This is a genomic window from Pseudomonas sp. 1 R 17, assembly GCF_900067035.1.
GTDB classification, from domain to species: domain Bacteria; phylum Pseudomonadota; class Gammaproteobacteria; order Pseudomonadales; family Pseudomonadaceae; genus Aquipseudomonas; species Aquipseudomonas marginalis.
This window is the reverse complement of record NZ_FKLB01000058.1, coordinates 465,392-481,155: the sequence shown is the minus strand read 5'-3', so window position 1 is coordinate 481,155 and position 15,764 is coordinate 465,392. Positions and strand designations below refer to the sequence as shown.

At 60.1% G+C, this 15,764-nt stretch carries 19 protein-coding genes; 8 read left to right on the top strand and 11 right to left on the bottom strand.

What is annotated here, in order from left to right:
- Positions 1-427 precede the first annotated feature (427 nt).
- Positions 428-835, top strand: coding sequence for a hypothetical protein (locus BFP99_RS23040; RefSeq protein ID WP_027608114.1), 408 nt, complete (start codon positions 428-430; stop codon positions 833-835).
- Between the two features lie 21 nt (positions 836-856).
- Here the strand turns inward: BFP99_RS23040 and BFP99_RS23035 are convergent, their stop codons facing one another.
- Entirely contained in the window at positions 857-1,495 is a 639-nt protein-coding gene (locus tag BFP99_RS23035) for a response regulator (RefSeq protein ID WP_027608115.1), read from the bottom strand.
- A 96-nt stretch (positions 1,496-1,591) separates the two neighbouring features.
- On the opposite strand from BFP99_RS23035, the gene BFP99_RS23030 reads away from it, so the two are divergent.
- Positions 1,592-3,208 (top strand): ATP-binding response regulator, encoded by a 1,617-nt coding sequence (locus BFP99_RS23030; protein ID WP_370737673.1) that lies wholly within the window; start codon positions 1,592-1,594, stop codon positions 3,206-3,208.
- Positions 3,209-3,285: 77 nt separating this feature from the next.
- Here BFP99_RS23030 and alaE read toward each other — a convergent pair whose 3' ends face one another.
- Together alaE and BFP99_RS23020 are read right to left on the bottom strand one after the other, a co-directional pair.
- Entirely contained in the window at positions 3,286-3,747 is a 462-nt protein-coding gene (alaE, locus tag BFP99_RS23025; protein WP_065948295.1) for an L-alanine exporter AlaE, read from the bottom strand.
- Between the two features lie 113 nt (positions 3,748-3,860).
- Positions 3,861-4,784, bottom strand: coding sequence for a LysR family transcriptional regulator (locus BFP99_RS23020; RefSeq protein WP_065948294.1), 924 nt, complete (start codon positions 4,782-4,784; stop codon positions 3,861-3,863).
- A gap of 175 nt (positions 4,785-4,959) precedes the next feature.
- On the opposite strand from BFP99_RS23020, the gene BFP99_RS23015 reads away from it, so the two are divergent.
- Positions 4,960-5,607, top strand: a complete 648-nt coding sequence (locus tag BFP99_RS23015) for a hydrolase (protein ID WP_065941713.1) — start codon at positions 4,960-4,962, stop codon at positions 5,605-5,607.
- A 179-nt stretch (positions 5,608-5,786) separates the two neighbouring features.
- On the opposite strand, the gene BFP99_RS23010 is transcribed toward BFP99_RS23015, so the two are convergent.
- A complete protein-coding gene (locus BFP99_RS23010) occupies positions 5,787-6,530 on the bottom strand; it encodes a class I SAM-dependent DNA methyltransferase (RefSeq protein ID WP_065948293.1) in 744 nt (247 codons plus the stop codon).
- A gap of 103 nt (positions 6,531-6,633) precedes the next feature.
- On the opposite strand from BFP99_RS23010, the gene BFP99_RS23005 reads away from it, so the two are divergent.
- Positions 6,634-6,990 (top strand): VOC family protein, encoded by a 357-nt coding sequence (locus BFP99_RS23005; RefSeq protein ID WP_065925203.1) that lies wholly within the window; start codon positions 6,634-6,636, stop codon positions 6,988-6,990.
- A 58-nt stretch (positions 6,991-7,048) separates the two neighbouring features.
- Here the strand turns inward: BFP99_RS23005 and BFP99_RS23000 are convergent, their stop codons facing one another.
- Complete coding sequence (locus tag BFP99_RS23000) at positions 7,049-7,918, bottom strand: AraC family transcriptional regulator (protein WP_065925202.1); 870 nt, start codon at positions 7,916-7,918, stop codon at positions 7,049-7,051.
- A 98-nt stretch (positions 7,919-8,016) separates the two neighbouring features.
- Positions 8,017-8,409 carry a RidA family protein gene (locus BFP99_RS22995; RefSeq protein ID WP_065948292.1) on the bottom strand — a complete coding sequence of 131 codons (393 nt, stop codon included), beginning with the start codon at positions 8,407-8,409 and terminating at the stop codon, positions 8,017-8,019.
- A 137-nt stretch (positions 8,410-8,546) separates the two neighbouring features.
- Here BFP99_RS22995 and BFP99_RS22990 point away from each other — a divergent pair, with 137 nt between their 5' ends.
- Complete coding sequence (locus BFP99_RS22990) at positions 8,547-9,476, top strand: LysR substrate-binding domain-containing protein (RefSeq protein WP_065948291.1); 930 nt, start codon at positions 8,547-8,549, stop codon at positions 9,474-9,476.
- A 54-nt stretch (positions 9,477-9,530) separates the two neighbouring features.
- On the opposite strand, the gene BFP99_RS22985 is transcribed toward BFP99_RS22990, so the two are convergent.
- Positions 9,531-10,013 carry a DUF2867 domain-containing protein gene (locus tag BFP99_RS22985; protein ID WP_065925199.1) on the bottom strand — a complete coding sequence of 161 codons (483 nt, stop codon included), beginning with the start codon at positions 10,011-10,013 and terminating at the stop codon, positions 9,531-9,533.
- Between the two features lie 198 nt (positions 10,014-10,211).
- On the opposite strand from BFP99_RS22985, the gene BFP99_RS22980 reads away from it, so the two are divergent.
- Together BFP99_RS22980 and BFP99_RS22975 are read left to right on the top strand one after the other, a co-directional pair.
- Positions 10,212-10,850 carry a hypothetical protein gene (locus tag BFP99_RS22980; protein ID WP_065925198.1) on the top strand — a complete coding sequence of 213 codons (639 nt, stop codon included), beginning with the start codon at positions 10,212-10,214 and terminating at the stop codon, positions 10,848-10,850.
- Between the two features lie 74 nt (positions 10,851-10,924).
- Positions 10,925-11,509: a DUF6630 family protein gene (locus tag BFP99_RS22975; protein WP_065948290.1), complete on the top strand. Its 585-nt coding sequence runs from the start codon at positions 10,925-10,927 to the stop codon at positions 11,507-11,509.
- 85 nt (positions 11,510-11,594) lie between these two features.
- Here the strand turns inward: BFP99_RS22975 and BFP99_RS22970 are convergent, their stop codons facing one another.
- From BFP99_RS22970 to BFP99_RS22955, 4 genes are read right to left on the bottom strand one after another with little or no spacing between them, the layout of a single operon-like run.
- Positions 11,595-11,792, bottom strand: coding sequence for a hypothetical protein (locus BFP99_RS22970; protein ID WP_065925197.1), 198 nt, complete (start codon positions 11,790-11,792; stop codon positions 11,595-11,597).
- Entirely contained in the window at positions 11,789-13,744 is a 1,956-nt protein-coding gene (locus BFP99_RS22965; protein ID WP_065948289.1) for an FUSC family protein, read from the bottom strand. Before BFP99_RS22965 ends, BFP99_RS22970 begins: the two co-directional genes overlap by 4 nt.
- On the bottom strand, positions 13,744-14,652 hold the full coding sequence (locus BFP99_RS22960; protein ID WP_065948288.1) for an efflux RND transporter periplasmic adaptor subunit: 909 nt from the start codon (positions 14,650-14,652) through the stop codon (positions 13,744-13,746). The genes BFP99_RS22965 and BFP99_RS22960 overlap by 1 nt, the downstream gene beginning before the upstream one ends.
- Before the next feature lie 10 nt (positions 14,653-14,662).
- A complete protein-coding gene (locus tag BFP99_RS22955) occupies positions 14,663-14,851 on the bottom strand; it encodes a DUF1656 domain-containing protein (protein WP_065925194.1) in 189 nt (62 codons plus the stop codon).
- Positions 14,852-14,967: 116 nt separating this feature from the next.
- On the opposite strand from BFP99_RS22955, the gene BFP99_RS22950 reads away from it, so the two are divergent.
- On the top strand, positions 14,968-15,762 hold the full coding sequence (locus BFP99_RS22950) for an AraC family transcriptional regulator (RefSeq protein WP_027608440.1): 795 nt from the start codon (positions 14,968-14,970) through the stop codon (positions 15,760-15,762).
- Positions 15,763-15,764: the final 2 nt, after the last annotated feature.

Sequence of the window (15,764 nt, the reverse complement as noted above, 5' to 3'; positions counted from 1 at the left end):
CTGCGGTCAGTATGCACAGCGTGAATCCGATTCTAAGTAGTTTTCCATATTTCAAGCACATAGACTTACCTTGAGTTGTGATTAATACCATTCCATTTCGACCGGATGCACGGTGAAGTTGACACAACGTAGTGCAACTAATCGAGCCTTTGGATTCACAGGCGGGCAAACACACTGGAACACTTCAACGCTGAAGTTAAAGTGCATTCCGGTGTGCGCTCGGGCTCAAAGCCTTTAAGACTTTTTCGAGCGTGTACAGCTTATGAGGGCGCGTGAGCTGACGCTATAGTACAAGTGTGCTATAGGCGACCAACAGGGACTTGTCTAGCATAGACAGATGGATATTAATGGCTTGAATTAATGTAATAAATTGCTCGCCAGTTGATGTAATGCCCGATTATTGAAGCCGCGGGAATGGAGTCGAAATATGAAATCATGGATCACCGTCTTATCCATTCTGATGCTGTCCGGGTGTGCGGGTTCTCCCTTGAGTAATCTGGTCATGAACCAGCGTTATCAAACGACATCGGACATTACTGCTTCATGGGTAGGTGCATCCGAAGATGAGTTGGTGACGTCATGGGGGGCGCCGAAAAACAGCCATGGCCTCAGTGATGGCAACTCGAAAATCATCGGCTACGACTACGTATGGCTTACAAACGGCAGCCATTCGATGGAATGGGGTTATGTGCCTGATTACGCCCGTTGCGAACAGCGGTTCATGATTGAAAAGGGGGTGGTGACCCGCTGGTATTCATCTGGCGACTGTCCAAAAAGGCCTAAAGGCGCCAAGTTGATCCCCGGTAACACCCCCGTGCCCCAACCCACGCTCTAATGGTCACTGCACCGTCTTGATTCACGTATCGAGCTTGCCCGGCCACCCACTGGCACCGGGAAAGTTACTGAATTGAGCCGCCGCCGCCGCACGGGTGGGCACACCCAGGGATTTAAGCAGAGTGGAAACATGGATGCGTACGGTGAACGGGGAGATACCCAGTTGCTTGGCTATTTCCTTATTGGTCTTGCCCGCCGCAACCAGGCCGAGCACTTGCCGCTGGCGGGCGGTGAGTGAGGCAAGGCTTGGGTCCAGCAGGGGATTTTCGGGGTTGTACTTCACCACGACTTCCCCTTCCCGAATCGCCAGGATGGCTTCGGCAATGCCTGCCGGATCAACGTTTTTGCCGATAAAGCCATCAGCGCCTTGGGCGATGACCTGGGAAATAATGTCCAGGTCATCGACCATCGACACCACAATGATCGAGGTGCGCTTGAACTCATTGCGCAGCTGGCCTATGACCTGCATAGACGTGATACCGGGAAAGCGCAGGTCCAGAATCAACGAATCAACTTCTGCGCCCGCACGCGCCAGCGCCAGTACTTCATCCAGATTGCCCGCCTGCTCTATCATCGCTGTCGGCATAAGCCGTTCTATGGTTCTCAGCATACCTTCGCGAAACAGAGGATGGTCATCTGCCACTATGATTCTGTGCGTCATGTCAAGGTCCATCTCACCTCAGGTCCGGCGCATCGTAACGCAAACTGTAACGCCAGGTTTCAACTTTTAAGCGACTTCTTGCCCTGGAGAATCGCAATGAACATGACGGAAAAGAACAGTGAACTGGACCAGGCCACATTGCGGTTGACGGTCAGCACCTGTGCTTCGCTGTACATCTTGGTGGTGGCCCTCCTTCCTTCAAGTGACTTCGCCACCTATGTACCGATCATGTGGTACATGGCGTTTTTCATCAGCGTGGCAGTCCCCCTGCGCATGGCGATCAAGCGCTGGCCAGGGCACTTTTTCTGGCGCCGATTGTTCGCCATGGCCCATGACTATACCGGCATCGCTTTCGCCATGATCGTGGGTGGAGAAGGCGCGTTGCCGGTTTATGCCGCGTTGCTCTGGGTCACATTGGGCAATGGCATGCGCTTTGGCTCGCGCTACTTGACCGCCGCGACACTCATCGCACTGAGCATGCTGGTCATGATCTTCATGCTTACCCCGTTCTGGCGCGCACAGCCCTACATGTTCCTGATGCTGATCGTGACCACCATCGTCGTGCCGGCCTATGCGCACATTCTACTCAAGCGCACGCGTATCGCATCGGAAGAGGCAATCGCCGCCAATCAGGAGAAATCACGCTTTCTCGCCCAGGCCAGCCACGACCTGCGCCAGCCCATCCACTCCATCGGCCTGTTCACCGCGTGCCTGCGTGACGCGAATCTGGGCGGCGAAGAACTGCGACTGGTGGACAACATCGACCGCTCGCTGCACACCGTCTCTCAGCTGTTCCGTTCGATTTTGGATATCTACACCCTCGACAACGGAAAGCTGGAGCCGCAAGCGGAACCGGTGAACCTGGGCGCGCTGCTGCGGGACGTCGTCAAACAGAACACCGAGGCCGCGCGCTGGGCCGGGGTTCAACTGCGCCTGCGCCCTTGCGAGCACTGGGTTAATGTCAATGCGGGGCTGTTGACCACCATGGTGCAGAACCTGGTGTCAAATACACTCAAATACGCGTCCGGCCAACCGGTCTTGATCGGTGTGCGTCCCAGAGGCAAGGGCTTGGCCATTGTCATCTACGACAAGGGACGCGGCATCGCCGCTGAACATCTGCCGGAAGTATTCAAGGAGTTTTACCGGGTGCGCCACGCACGCGACAAGGATGTCGAGGGCCTGGGGTTGGGCTTGTCCATCGTCAAGCGCATCAGCCAGTTGCTCAATCTGGATATCCAGTTGGACTCCCGACTCGGCCAAGGCACCCGCGCCACTATCCAGCGCCTGGAAAGCGTCGCGCCAGGCATCGAGACGCAACGGCCAGCGCCCACGCAAAGCCGTCTGCAGGGTCTGCGGGTATGCCTGGTGGAAGACGATTCCAACGTACTGATGGCGACCTCGGCCTTGCTGGAAAAATGGGGATGCGAGGTAGAAAGTCATAGCGATGGACTGAACGTGACCACGGAATGCGACATCATCATTGCCGACTTCGACCTGGGCCCTAGGATTTCAGGTTCCGAGTGTATCGCTGCAATTCGCGAACAGCGTGGTTGGGAAGTACCGGCCATGATCATGACCGGCCATGAAATCGAGCGTATCCGCAGCACATTGATCCATATGAATATCTCCATCCTGTCCAAGCCCGTGCGTCCGCCTGAATTGCGAACGACCCTGCTCGAACTGACCAAGCATTTCGCCAGGGAAATGGGTTAGCTGGGGGATGTCCATGCCCGGATATATCGAAGGACGTCCGTCCGACCACCGCAACAGAATCGCCCAGCAGCGGTCGCTCAGCTGTTCAGCGACATCGGCTTGTCTCCACCCGGAGGCAATCCAAACACCTTGCGCACCCCATTGAGAAACGCCCCATAAGGCCGGCCCAGAACCAGCATCATCAACGCCGCACCGAGCGTGCCGCGCACCAGCCCACTGCCCGATGCACCACTGAAGGCAATGATCGCTGCATAGATGGGCACCTGGAAACTGACGAGGGCGAGACTGTCCCATAGCAACCTGGAAACCCGCCCCTGACTGGCGCGCGTCATCACCCAATCCCGCCATAGACCGTAAGGTCTCGCGACCGGCACCATCAGCACTGCGCCCAGAAGGCGCGCATGAAGGACCTGATCCCACGCCATGCCGGCAATGAAACGTTCATTGACGATGCCGGTGATTGTGAAAAACACGATCAGCGCCGTTGTGTCTGCAAAAAACGCAGTCCGGCCCATTGACTGTCGCGAGCGTTGAAGCACATCACATCTCCTGTCCTGGCTTGAACAAACAAAGCGCTGGACCTTGATTCACGCACGACGCCAGCTCAGCCAACAGTGCCAACCTTCAGCCCGGTTACTCGGCCCACCATGATTCAGCTATTCGGCGGCGCATCTTCCCGATGTGACAGCGGCTGCACCGCCAGGTGCGGAGATTCACCGAAGAACTCGATCAGCAGTTCGGTGAGCACGCGTATTTTACGGGCGGGATGCGGACCCGGCGGGCGGAGGATGTAGGCCCCGGCCGGTGGTGGTGGATGGTTTGTCATGATCGGTACCAGTGCGCCGGATGCCACGTGTTCATGGGTGAGGCAGTCAGGCAGGTAGGCGACGCCGAGGCCAGCAATCGCAGCGGCAACAAGGGCGATGCCGTTGTCGGCCTTGAAGCGTCCTTGCGGACGAACCGTGATGATCTTGTCGCCGTCCATGAACTGCCAGGCTTCAGTGCCTTGCAGGAGCGCCTGATGGTCGACCAGGTCGTCCGGCGTCGCGGGGGTACCGTGCGCCTTGATGTAATCCGGGCTCGCGACAAGCTTGGTATAGACCGGGCCAATGCGCCTTGCGATCAGGTTGGAGTCCTTCAGATACCCCACGCGAATGGCGCAATCGTAGCCCTCGGTGATGAGGTCAACGAAGCGATCGCTGTAGCAAGTCTGCATATGCAACTGAGGGTGACGGCGTGCCATTTCCGCCAGCACCGGTGCGAAATGAGTCGGGCCAAACGACAGCGGGACGGCCACGCGCAGGCGGCCGCGAAGAGCGCCGGCAGGCAGGATCGTTTCCTTGGCGATGTCGATCTCGGTGCAGACTCTGGCGGCGTAGTCCCTGAATGTCGCGCCGGACTCAGTGAGTGCCGCGCCGCGAGTGGAGCGTGCCAGCAGTTGCACGCCGAGTTCGCTTTCAAGCCGAGCCAGGCGACGACTGACGATCGACTTCGATACGCCAAGACGCACTGCTGCCTGCGAAATGCCCCCGGCATCAGCCACCTCCACGAAGGTCTGTAGTTCTTCGATATCCATGCTTGCGTTCCCCGTCATGCGACACAGCACATCGCAGGATGCTACTACTGTGTCGAACATGGGAACAGCACAATGGATTTTCCAGGCACAGCATCCTCTACCCGTGCCCTGGAATCCATTACCCGCACGGGCTCAGGCCTTTTTACCAACGTGCACCCATAAAAAGGATTTGCCCATGGCAAGCGAGACTCTGCGCAACCCCCATACCGACCCACTACTGACCCCGGAAAACTCAGCGTTGATCATCATCGATTATCAGCCTGTTCAGGTTTCCTCGATCCGCTCGATGCCGCGTGACGAACTCGTCTTCAACATCACCAGCGTCGCCAGGGCGGCGGTCAACTACAACCTTCCGATCATCCATTCGACCGTCAATGTAGCGACCGGTCGCAACAAACCGCCGATCCAGGAACTGCAAGAGGTACTCGGCCACCTGCCGACCTATGACCGCACCTCGATCAACAGTTGGGAGGACATGGAATTCAAACAGGCGGTCAAGGCGCTTGGGCGTAGGAAACTCATCATGACGGCGCTCTGGACCGAGGCCTGCCTGACATTCCCGGTGCTCGACGCTATCCAGGAAGGCTATGAAGTGTATGTGCCGGTCGACGCGGTTGGCGGCACATCGCTCGCCGCACACGAGGCGGCGCTACGCAGAATGGAGCAGGCGGGCGCAAAGCTCATCAGTCGCGTGCAGATGTATTGCGAGCTGCAGCGCGACTGGGCGCGAGAAGTGACCGTGCCGGGCTTTATGGGCGTGTTCGAGAACTTCGACGGGTTCAACGCTGAAAAGGCTCTGGAGGAAGCGGGCAAGAAAACCTGATCAAAGGGCAGTTGATGATTGCGTGATGGCCCTGGCCTGATGTGGCGATCATCGGTCAACGCTTGCGTGTCCAGGTTTCAGCCGCAGAAGAAGCGCCAGCAAGTTAAATCAAATCAACTGAACCCGCGCTGGCATCATTGCGATCCAGCGCGTCAGCATCAGGGCCGCCTGGCAGTTCATTACCGCTTCACACACACAAACAACGCATTGCCGGTCACGCCCGCCCAGGGCGTGATCCGCTCATAGTCATGCTCGAACACCTGCACCTCAAAATACGGCTGTAACAGCCCCTGCAACTCCGCGAAACTCAGCGCCACCATGGTGTGCTCATCCTGCCAGGCCTGGGTCACCCCCGCCGTGGTCTTCTCGATACTCAGGCGCAGTGCCTGCTGCTCCCCTTCTCCGCGGTAATGCCAGCCGGAACCGAAGGTGAAATGACTGCCTTCAAACTCCACGCTATGGCGTACCAGCAAGCGGTTGTCGATATGCAGTTTGTCCACCGCGTTGAAGCAGAACACGCCGTTGTCGGCGAGTGCGCCGTGCACGCTGGCGAGGCAGGCACGCAGTTGGGCCAGCCCGGGGTTGTAGTGAGTCGAGTACAGGAAGCAGGTGATCAGGTCTTGCGGTTCGTCCACCTGGAAACCGGCCATGTCCTGGCGGCTGAACCCTGCCTCGGGGCAACGCAGTTGGGCGAGGTCCAGCATCGGTTGGCTGATGTCCAGGCCGGTGCTGCGGTAGCCGAAGTCGAGGAAGTGGCGCACATGGGGCCCGGTGCCACAGGCAAGGTCCAGATGGCGGCGCCCGTCATTGCCGAACAACTGGTGCAGCCGGCGCACGCTGTGGCTCTGCGCGCGGTAGTCGATGTCGGCGCACATCAGGTCGTAGTAGATGGACAGGTCGGTGTACAGCGCGTTGGAGGACATAAGTGGCCAGAGGGTTCGGCGGGAATTTCGCGCCGGCATGGTAACCCAGTCCCGGGTGTAAACCGCTACACTCGCCCCTCAACCATCCGCCAAGGAGGCAACCATGAGCGTTCGCGGTCCAGACCGACAGATCGACAATATCGAGTTCAACGTGGGCGATATCGCCCGCAGCAAAGCCTTCTACGGCGCGGTGTTCGGCTGGGCATTCGTCGACTACGGCCCCACCTACACCGAGTTCAGCGATGGCAGGCTGACCGGCGGGTTCACGACCGCAGAGCCCGTTCGACCGGGTGGCCCGCTGGTGATCCTGTACGCGGATGATCTTGAAGCCACGCAGCAGCGGCTCAAATCCGTCGGCGCCGTGATCAGCCGCGAGACCTTTTCGTTCCCCGGTGGCAGCAGGTTTCACTTCATTGACCCGGATGGTTATGAGCTGGCGGTGTGGACCGCTCAGCCGTAGCTGGCCGCAACACCGGGCGTGGAAGCGCAGTCGCGCTCCCACAGGCTGGCGAGCGCCGCTACTGCAACGGCACATAAATATCGGTCTGCCATTGATCCTGCGGTGTCTCGGGGAAAATGCTCAGGTATTCGAAAAACAACGGCTGGTCCCGAAGCTCCTCGCCGCTGCCAGGCAGCCAGTCGCGGTAGATCGGATAGATCGACTCTGCGATGTGATCCGGCGAACCCACGTGACGCACCACCACACAGCGCCCGCCGGGGATGACGCGTTCAGTGACGCCGAACTCATTCGCGGCCAGCGCCTGGTGAATCTCGCCGCAAATGGCAAACCGGAACTCATCGGCCGGGGTCGTATCAGGATTGTCGAAGGGAATACCGAAGCTGCGACTTGAAGCCACCGGCGACTGCCCGCTGTGCATGCGCCACGCAATGAACGTCTGCACGCTTTCATTCACGCGCCCTGGGGCGCCGCGGTGCTCGAATGCGGCCACCTTGACCGCAGGAAACTCCACAATCCGTACCTGCATGATGATGCTCCTGGAAAAGTAAGGGACGCTGAATACCGCGCGCCAGAGCTGCCAATCCGGTCGTTTCCGGAATGCGCTCGGCGCCATGCCGAACGCTCGCCTGAACGCCCTGGCAAAGGCTTCAGGACTTTCGAAGCCGGCCCCCAGCGCCGCCTCCAGCACCGAATAATCAGCGCGGGAAGACAAGTCATGTGCCGCGCGGCGCAGGCGCATCAGTTGCACATAGCGCGCAACCGGCATGCCCACGAACGCGGTGAATTGCCGATGGAAGTGAAACACCGAAAAATGCGCCACCCCGCTCAGCGTCTTCACCGACAAGTCACCTTCAAGATTCGCGTCGATATAGGCGAGTACGGCGTCGAAACGCTGTGTGTAGGCGGCGTTGCCTGGCAAGTCAGACACGGGTTGCAAGCTCCGGGATAGGCGTTGGACGATAGGATCAACTATACCGACAGCCTGCGCCTAGCCGTGCTTGCTGAGGTGGATGTGCCAGCACGGATTCACACAGGAAGCCTGGCAATCACCTTGATCTCGAACTGGTACCCATACAGCCAGGTAACCCCCACGCCAGTCAGCGTCGGGTGCGGCGCTTCGCCCCAGAACTCCGGCACCACCTTCCAGATCGTCTCGAACCTGGATTCGGGATCGACGATAAACACCGTCACATCGATCACATCGTCAAAGGTGCAGCCGGCAGACCCCAGGATCGCATTCAGGTTGTTGAACGCCAGACGGACCTGATCCTCCAGATCGGGCTCGGGCGGGCCGTCTGCATGGCTGCCGACCTGCCCCGACACGAATAAAAAGCCATTGGACTTAATGGCCGGTGAATAGCGATTGCGCTCATACAGCGCCTGGCGTCCAGGCGGAAAAACCACATTACGCTGCGTCATGGAAGCCTCCATCAAAGGGTCGAGATTGACCCGCAATTAACGATGGGCAGACTCTAGGGGCTTGTGCCAGGGCGATAAACCAGCAACCTTGGCCAGCACTGTTTGTGAAACCCAAACAATCGATCGCCGAGGCCTTAATGGACCGTTTTGATGCAATGCAGGCATTTGCTCGCGTGGTGGAGGCCGGCAGCTTCACCAAGGCCGCCGAGACCCTGCACATGAGCAAGACCACCGTGACGCAACTGGTGCAGCAGTTGGAGGCACGCCTGCGGGTCAAATTGCTTAACCGCACCACGCGCAAAGTCAACGTCACAGCCGACGGCGCCGTGTACTACGAACGCGTGCTGCAGCTGCTGGCCGATATGGACGACGCCGAGACCAGCCTGTCCGGCGCGGCAACCCTGCCCAGGGGCCGCCTGCGCGTGGACGTGCCGAGCCCACTGGCCAGCATGATCCTCGTCCCCGCGTTGCCTGGGTTTTACGCCCGCTACCCGGACATCCAGATCGACATGGGCGTCAGCGACCGTATCGTCGACATGATCGATGAGAACGTCGATTGCGTGGTGCGTGGCGGTGAACTCACCGACCAATCCCTGATGGCCCGACGTGTAGGCGACCTGGCGCTCGGCGTGTTTGCCGCGCCGAGCTACCTGGCACGCGTAGGTACGCCCGCCCACCCACGGGAACTGGAAGACGCCAACCATCGTATCGTCGGCTTCCTGTGGGCCCGCACCGGCAAGCCCTTGCCCTATGCCATGGGCAAGCACCAGGAAAGTCTCCAGATCAAGGGCCGCTACGCCCTGGCGGTCGATGATGGCAATGCCTACCTTGCTGCCGGCCTGGCGGGCCTTGGCGTGCTGTGGTTGCCCAGCTACATGTCGAAAGCCTTCGAGGACCGGGGCGAATTAGTGCCCTTGTTCAAGGACTGGCACCTTGATCCGATGCCGCTTTACGTGGCCTTTCCGCCGAACCGGCATATCAGCCTCAAGCTGCGTGTGTTTATCGAATGGGTGGCTGAGTTGCTGGCCGTGCATGCGCCTGTCAGTGGGCGACAGGATGGGTGCTGATGGACTCGCGTACGGGTTCGCTGATCGATGAAATGCAGCCGGAACAACCAACCTCTACTGCCCTTCAAGGCTTCTCTTCAGTCGGCGCAGATGACTACTGACGATCACTTTATGGGCGAGCCCTACCGGTAACATGTAGATGCGTCCATAGAGGTTATGCGTGACGACCGATGATGTGATGGTGAGCACACGATCTGTTATCGAAAGGCAGATCATGACATCCAGATGCCTGTCACGCTCGGTAAGAACCAGGATATTGGAGGCGCTGTGCTCCACCAGAAAGAAATCCAGGTGTTCGCCTGCGTGTACCGTTTTTCGCGCAACGCCCGAGAACCCGCCGATTCGCCTCACACCGAATAACGAAGAAATTGCGTCCCTTATTCGGAAAGCCAGCCGCATGGCCAGCCCCGGCTCAGCCGTTGTGATGTTCCACGCGTCAAGCATGGTGATTTCAACGGGGAGCTGAACCGACCTAATGTGGTAGTAATCGAGCTCCGACAGTGCACGCAACGTGTGAGCTGGTGATGTGATAGGCAATTTTCATCCCGTCCAGTGGGCCAGTTTTCATTCCCGATAACATCCGAGGCTGAGTGTTATGCGGCTATGTTACGTCAATGTACAGCCGCCATGAACGTCCCCTCCCTGTCCCTTCCCCCGTGTATCGCAAGTGGGCGAACATATCCCCGCCATAGTATGGTTGCGGCCCCCAACCCTCACAGGATATGAAGGTTACCCATGCGTTTACTGTTTCCCCTGGCCGTCAGCTTGACGCTGATCGGCTGCGCCACCACCAAGACCGACGTTCGCAACGAAGCACAAATCAGTCGATATGACCCGGCCAATACGGCGCGTGTCCGCCTGATCACCGGTGACACCACCCACGCAGGCTTTATCAGTGGCCAGACCTGCGAGATGTTCTACAACGAGTCCCTGCTGACCAAAACCCCTGAAGAAGCCGGATGGCAAACAGCCCATGTCGACTCGGCGGGACTCTACCCTTTCCGGGCGACAGACCGCCAGAACAGCGTGATTGGCATGCCTGCCAGCAAGGCGAGCAAAGCCATCAATCAATCGCCCAAGGTGTTTGACGAACATGTCATCCCGGCCGGTAAACCGTTTATTGCAGGGTTCGCCATGGGGGGATCGCAACTCTCCTGCTTTCCCGCGCCTGTCACGCTCATCCCCGAGCCCGGTAAAGACTATGAAATGGAACTTCAAATGATGAAAATCAGCACGTTCAAGGCCGGCTGCGTGATTGCCGTTCGCCAACTCTCCACTCAGGCCGACACCACCGTAGAAACGCCGCTGAAACCCCAGGTGTGTGCCAAAACGCCGTCGGGCTGGTACACCGTGACCCCAGCGTCCTTGCCTTGATCGTCCCGGGACAGTTGTTGAACGGCAGTTGTGCTTGACTCAATGGTTTTCCTCACACTCATACAGGGACAGACATGGGCATTTTGGATCGGTTGTTTGGTGGACGCTTTACCATGCCGCCTCCCGAGGAAACCAACCTCAGCGCTTCAGCGATCATGAAAGAGCTACGGCCCGAGCGCAGCGACCCCACCCAGAAAAAAGCCCTCGAAGCCTTTGCCCAGGCGCTGGTGGCGACCACTGCGGAAAAAGAAGGCGCCAGACTTGTCCGCCGCGTTATGCGCAGATACGCGATGGGAGATGACCCCTGCAGTGCCCTCACCGAAGGTTTCCTGAATGACGCCAAGGGGCAAAAACTTGAACACCTTGTACTCCTCAGCGTGGATTGGAAGGGCTATGACGTGTTTGAGTATCAAGCGCCCTTTCTGGTCAGCGCCAGTGGCTTGAAGGCGCCCTACGCCTATGTACGGGAAGACGCTACCTCCATGCCACAGGTTCTCGATAACTTCGATCAGTGGCTCGCCCGGTTCGGTAAACGGTTTCTTCACCTGGACTCCGGAGGTGAAAATTACGACGGTTTCATTGTTGACGCGGATCGACTGGAAGACGTTATCGAGCTGGCTGGACGAGCGGGAATCCACGTGCGTCTTGAGAGCTTCTGACTCTGCGGCGGGGTGAGGGGCTTCTGCAAAACCTGTTCAATCAAGCCCTCGCCCGAGGAATGTCCCTGCCCCGGCCGCTATCCGATCAGGTTTTCCCTTTCCCGGTCATTGCGGCCTTGGACCTGGAGCCCTGATCCCCCCTCGGGCGTTCAGCCCGCTGTTTTTGCTCCTGCTTGAATTGCTGCTGCCAGCGCACCAGCGCCTCAGCCCCGTCCGATGCCTGCACGGCCCATGGCGTCGACGCGATCATGCCGAAAAGCGTCCAGATAAGGAGTTGCTTCATTTCATCTCACCTTGGTTGTTTGAACTGGAATGGATGCGGATATCCGCGTTGGTAATGCTTGAATAGGTGTCGAGCAGCCCGGCTAACTCCTGGTAGCCAGCCGCCAGAGCGTGAGCCCCCAGCCGGGTCAATGATCTCGACGTCCGACGTGCCTGAGCCGCGCTGATCGCGGGAGTGGAGGCATACCGTGAAATACGCTGTTCGCCCCTTTGCGCGCACGTGGCGATCGCCGAGTCAGGTTCCAGCTCCCGTGTCTGGCGTTGTAAAGTCAACAGCCGGCGACTCAATTGAAGGGACACAGAGCCGGCGCCGCCCGCCGGTTGGTGACCAGCGCCCAAGAGTGCCTGCAAGGCGACCAATCGGTGCTGTTGCCGGGCCTGCCACTTGAGCAGGTCCATGCGGCGCCCGTGCCGGAGTAAGCGCCGGGTGTCCCTGTGCAGCGCCTGGGTGAGGACGTGTACATGGCGGGCGGATTTCCCCGGCAGTAGCTGGAAGGCCAGCAGGCAGATGGCAAGCGCTGCCAGCCAGGCGAGCGCTTGATTGGCGAAGTCCGTGAAGTCGTACTGGGCCGTGCCGCCGGTGCCGACGAGGGTGTTGAACGCGATCAGGTAGGCAATGCCCTGCAAGGCGTGGCGCGGCCGGGTGGTGGCATGAATGCCGACGGTCCAGAAGGCGATCAGCACGATGCTGAGCAACGCGAACCCGCTGATGTGCGGCAACACCAGGAACTTGCACGCCGCTGCCGTTACGATGCCGTAGAGCGTCCCCTCGAAGAAGCGGACGATGCCTTGAGCGGGCGCCGGGCTGGTGGCCAGCAAGGTGCAGCACGGGCCCAACACCGCCAGCAAGGTTGGCCCCTGGTCCCAGGCGGTCAGGTACCAGACCGCAGCGGTTGCAAGCGTGGCCACCAGGGCGCGTAGACCGTTGCGCAGCGCGTCGCCGTAATGGCGGTGGAACCCCACGGCGCGGGCCGGCGTCCGGGGCGCGCGTTCAAGGCAAGCAAAGCTCAGCAAGGCGCTGGACAGGTCTGCCAATTGTTCACTCAAGCACTGCTGGCTTTGACAGTTTTCATGCGCCTGGGCGAGGCAGTGCTGCATCTCCCGGACATGCTCGGCTGCCGCGGAAAAACCCGGCTTTGCTTCGGCCAGCTGTTGCAGCTGCGCGCCCATCCGAACGAGGGAAGGCAAGCCACTGCGGTTGAGCGGTGACTCGTCCAGGATCACCCCATGCACATACGCAAGCCCTGCCTGCAGGGTCGCAAGCCTGGAACGGATCAGGCGGGACTCACCTCGGCCGATCCCGAGAAGCTCGTCCACCTTACCCACATCGATGGCGAGCTGGCCCTGCACACTAGCCAGTTGCGCGCCCTGCTCCCCCTCCATTCGCAAGGCCAGCAATCCCAAGGTACGGGCGGCGATGTCCTCAAGCGCCTTGTTCAGTTTGGACTCGACGGTCTTGCGGCTGAACAGCGTCGCCACCAGACTCAGGCTCAACACCCCGAGGACCACGGCCGTGCCCCGCGCCACGATATGCTCGAAACCTTGCTGCGGGGCGATAATGGCCGGGCCCAGGGCAAGGCAAACCGTATAGCCTGCGACCACTGCCGCCGTGGCCTGGTAGTGCCGAAGCACGGTCATGGCACCGACACAAAGGCCGAGCCACACCCCGATCCCGAGGATGAACAGCAGCATTTTTTGCGCGAACAGGCCGGTCAGGACCAGGGCGGCGAGCAACCCCACCAGGGTTCCCAGTACGCGATTGAAGCCCTTGCCGACCACCGCGCCCTGCAGCGGATGGATCAGCAGCAACACGGTCGAAGCCGCCGAGAACGGCGCCTCCAGGTGCAATTGGAAGCCCAGCCACAGGGCCAATGTGGCCGCCGCAAGACTGCGCAGCACATACCCCGAGGTCTCGGGCGACCATGCCCCGAGCATTCGCAGTGCGCGGACCATCACATGAAATCCTGCAGCCACTGGGTAAGCCGCCAATGGGGGGCGGCCCCCGCCTCGGCGACCTCGATACTCGCAGTCATCCCCGCCGCCAGCTCCACGCCCGGTGGCACCTTGTCCAGCTCAATCCGAACCGGCACACGCTGGGCCAGGCGTATCCAGCTGAACGTAGGAGCCACCTGGGGCAAGCCACTGTTACTGTGCAGCTCGTTGCCGTCGGCAATACCTCTGCCGAGACTCGCCACATGCCCTTCAAGCAGCGGCGCAAAGCCCATGAGCTTGATGGACGCTGCGGCCCCCACGCGAACACCGGGCAGCTTGGTCTCCTCGAAGTAACCGGTGACCCAGAAGCTATGGCTGTCGACCACATAGATATTGGTATCGCCCGCCGCCGCGTAGTCACCCGGCTGCAGCCGCAGCTGGGTCACATACCCGTCGACCGGTGAACGAACCGTCGTGCGCTGCAGATCCAGCTGCGCGTGGGCCAACTGGCTCTGGGCCGCGTCCACCCGCGCCCTGGCCACCGCCAGGTCCCGGGCCGCATTGTCGGTCTCCTCCCGCGCAATGGCATCGCCGAGTTGCTGGCGACGGCTGAGCTGTGAGCGGCGCTGTTCGAACACGCTGCGCGCCTCGGCAAGCTCGGCCGTTCGCTGTTGCCGGGCCAGCAGATAGGCGCTGCGGTCGATCTGATACAACAACGCGCCCTTGGCGACCCACTGGTTGTCCTCGACCAGCAGTTGTTCAACCTGGCCGGACACTTCGGGGGCAATGCGGATGACTTGCGCGCTGACCCGCCCGTCCCGTGTCCAGGGGGCCAGCTCATAGGCGCGCCACAACTGCGTACACAACAGCAGCGCGGTCAAGCCGAGCATCAGGGTGACGAGGGTCTTGAGCAGGTGTTTGATCGTCATCGCCCGCGCCTCAAAACTTCAGCACGAGGATCGAGAGAACGATCAACGACATGCAGAAACGCGCCATGCTCGGGTGCCAGGCCCAGTCCAGCCAGGGCCGCACGATCCGCTCCAGCAGTGCGTAAACCACGGCGGTAACGCCCAGGTAGAGCAAGAAAGGCGGCAGGTAGAGGTGGGCAATCGTGATTTCGCTCAGCATCGTTGAATCTCGCAGTCGGCAATGGCCTTGCTGACGATGGTAGGGACTGCAAGGCCGTGCCGATATTGAGTATGCTGCCAAGATATAATCAAATTCAGACAATCGAGGTGCGCGACGTGGACGAGACACATCTCTACGGGGTGGATCAATTCGAACTGGACAGTTTCGACCAACCCGCAGTGGCGTTGATGCTGGGAAGCCAGCGAAACGACACCGAATTCCCCGTCCATACGCACCGCAAAGGCCAACTGGTGGTGGCGTATCACGGCGGCATCGTGTGCACCGTAGAGGATGGCGTGTGGATGGTGCCATCGGGGTTCGGCGTATGGATTCCGGGCGGTATTGCCCACAGCAACCGGGTGACCGCCAACGGCAAGATCGGCTATCTGTTCGTAGAGCCCGGTGCCGCAGCATTACCGCACACATGCTGCACGCTGGTGCTGTCACCGCTGGTCCTGGAATTGATCCTGCACTTGAGCGCCCAAGCCCAGGACTATCCGCCGGCGTCTGCCAATGCACGCGTGGCGAGCGTGCTCCTCGAACAGTTGGAACTGGCCCCCTCGGAACAGCTGTACCTGCCGCTTCCGGCCACAACGCAGCTGCGTTTCATCGCACGGGGGTTGGCCCAGGACCCGTCAAATCGCTGCACCATGGCCCAATGGGCACGCCAGGTCGCCATGAGCGAGCGCTCCCTGGCGCGCTTGGTTAAAAGCGAAACTGGGCTAACCTTTGGCCAATGGCGCAAGCAATGGCAAATCATCGTGGCCTTGCAGAGCCTGGCGGAGGGCGAATCCGTGCAACGCACCGCCGAAGCCCTCGGGTACGAGTCGGTCAGTTCGTTCATCAGCATGTTTCGCAAGACACTGGGCTCGCCGCCAGCGCGGTACATGCGGCGGACCGCAACACGTTAGCG

Excerpts from the sequence above, each read along its gene's own strand:
- BFP99_RS23035 (WP_027608115.1), bottom strand. The coding sequence starts at position 1,495 with ATGACGCACAGAATCATAGTGGCAGATGACCATCCTCTGTTTCGCGAA.
- BFP99_RS22970 (WP_065925197.1), bottom strand. The coding sequence starts at position 11,792 with ATGAAGCAACTCCTTATCTGGACGCTTTTCGGCATGATCGCGTCGACG.
- BFP99_RS23030 (WP_370737673.1), top strand. The coding sequence starts at position 1,592 with ATGAACATGACGGAAAAGAACAGTGAACTGGACCAGGCCACATTGCGG.
- BFP99_RS23040 (WP_027608114.1), top strand. The coding sequence starts at position 428 with ATGAAATCATGGATCACCGTCTTATCCATTCTGATGCTGTCCGGGTGT.
- BFP99_RS23005 (WP_065925203.1), top strand. The coding sequence starts at position 6,634 with ATGAGCGTTCGCGGTCCAGACCGACAGATCGACAATATCGAGTTCAAC.
- BFP99_RS22955 (WP_065925194.1), bottom strand. The coding sequence starts at position 14,851 with ATGCTGAGCGAAATCACGATTGCCCACCTCTACCTGCCGCCTTTCTTG.
- BFP99_RS22975 (WP_065948290.1), top strand. The coding sequence starts at position 10,925 with ATGGGCATTTTGGATCGGTTGTTTGGTGGACGCTTTACCATGCCGCCT.
- BFP99_RS22990 (WP_065948291.1), top strand. The coding sequence starts at position 8,547 with ATGGACCGTTTTGATGCAATGCAGGCATTTGCTCGCGTGGTGGAGGCC.
- BFP99_RS22995 (WP_065948292.1), bottom strand. The coding sequence starts at position 8,409 with ATGACGCAGCGTAATGTGGTTTTTCCGCCTGGACGCCAGGCGCTGTAT.
- BFP99_RS22980 (WP_065925198.1), top strand. The coding sequence starts at position 10,212 with ATGCGTTTACTGTTTCCCCTGGCCGTCAGCTTGACGCTGATCGGCTGC.
- BFP99_RS22965 (WP_065948289.1), bottom strand. The coding sequence starts at position 13,744 with ATGGTCCGCGCACTGCGAATGCTCGGGGCATGGTCGCCCGAGACCTCG.
- BFP99_RS23015 (WP_065941713.1), top strand. The coding sequence starts at position 4,960 with ATGGCAAGCGAGACTCTGCGCAACCCCCATACCGACCCACTACTGACC.
- BFP99_RS23010 (WP_065948293.1), bottom strand. The coding sequence starts at position 6,530 with ATGTCCTCCAACGCGCTGTACACCGACCTGTCCATCTACTACGACCTG.
- BFP99_RS22960 (WP_065948288.1), bottom strand. The coding sequence starts at position 14,652 with ATGACGATCAAACACCTGCTCAAGACCCTCGTCACCCTGATGCTCGGC.
- BFP99_RS23020 (WP_065948294.1), bottom strand. The coding sequence starts at position 4,784 with ATGGATATCGAAGAACTACAGACCTTCGTGGAGGTGGCTGATGCCGGG.